We start from the raw sequence: 603 nt of genomic DNA on the forward strand, positions 1-603 counted from the left end.
TAAATATACTAGCCAAAGGTGGAGAGTATCAAACGGCATATATAGCAAAAAGTCATATAGAAGATGATTTTGAGAGGCTATCTAGTATATATCCACCTGAAAGCTATATCTTTACAAATAAAAATGGCGACAAGCCTATTTCTAGGCAATGCGTATATACTTTACTAGAGCGTATATATAGAAAATGTGGCATAGTAAATAAAAGGGGTTGCCATATATTAAGGCACTCGTTTGCCATGAATATGGTCGAGAAAAATACAAATTTAGGCGTTATCCAAAAGGCTCTTAGGCACAAAAAGATACAGACAACAATGATCTATGCAGACGCTACTGGGGATATGGTCAAAAAAGAGATGAGGCGAATAGAGGGAAATTAAGCCAAGGGGTTGTCAATCAAAATGTTTTTTAAAATTTCAAATTTTGTTTAAAACGTGCGAAGCTTTAACTGGCATATTGTTATTGCCATTTTTAAACTTGCATAACATTATTTAAAATGGTCGCTTGATGACGATTTTAAGCGCGCTTGGGGAATTCTAAACTTTCATTACACCATTTAAAACTATAAATTCCACGCCATTTATACCTATCCTCTTTGTTCTAGAC

General features: G+C 34.3%; 1 protein-coding gene. It reads left to right on the forward strand.

The annotated features are described in order from the left end of the window. The coding region (locus tag CYP28_RS02195; protein ID WP_181000411.1) for a tyrosine-type recombinase/integrase at window positions 1-377 on the forward strand (377 nt) is incomplete at its 5' end. Window positions 378-603 lie beyond the last annotated feature (226 nt).

The sequence above is a fragment of the Campylobacter concisus genome (genome assembly GCF_002914195.1).
GTDB classification, from domain to species: domain Bacteria; phylum Campylobacterota; class Campylobacteria; order Campylobacterales; family Campylobacteraceae; genus Campylobacter_A; species Campylobacter_A concisus_M.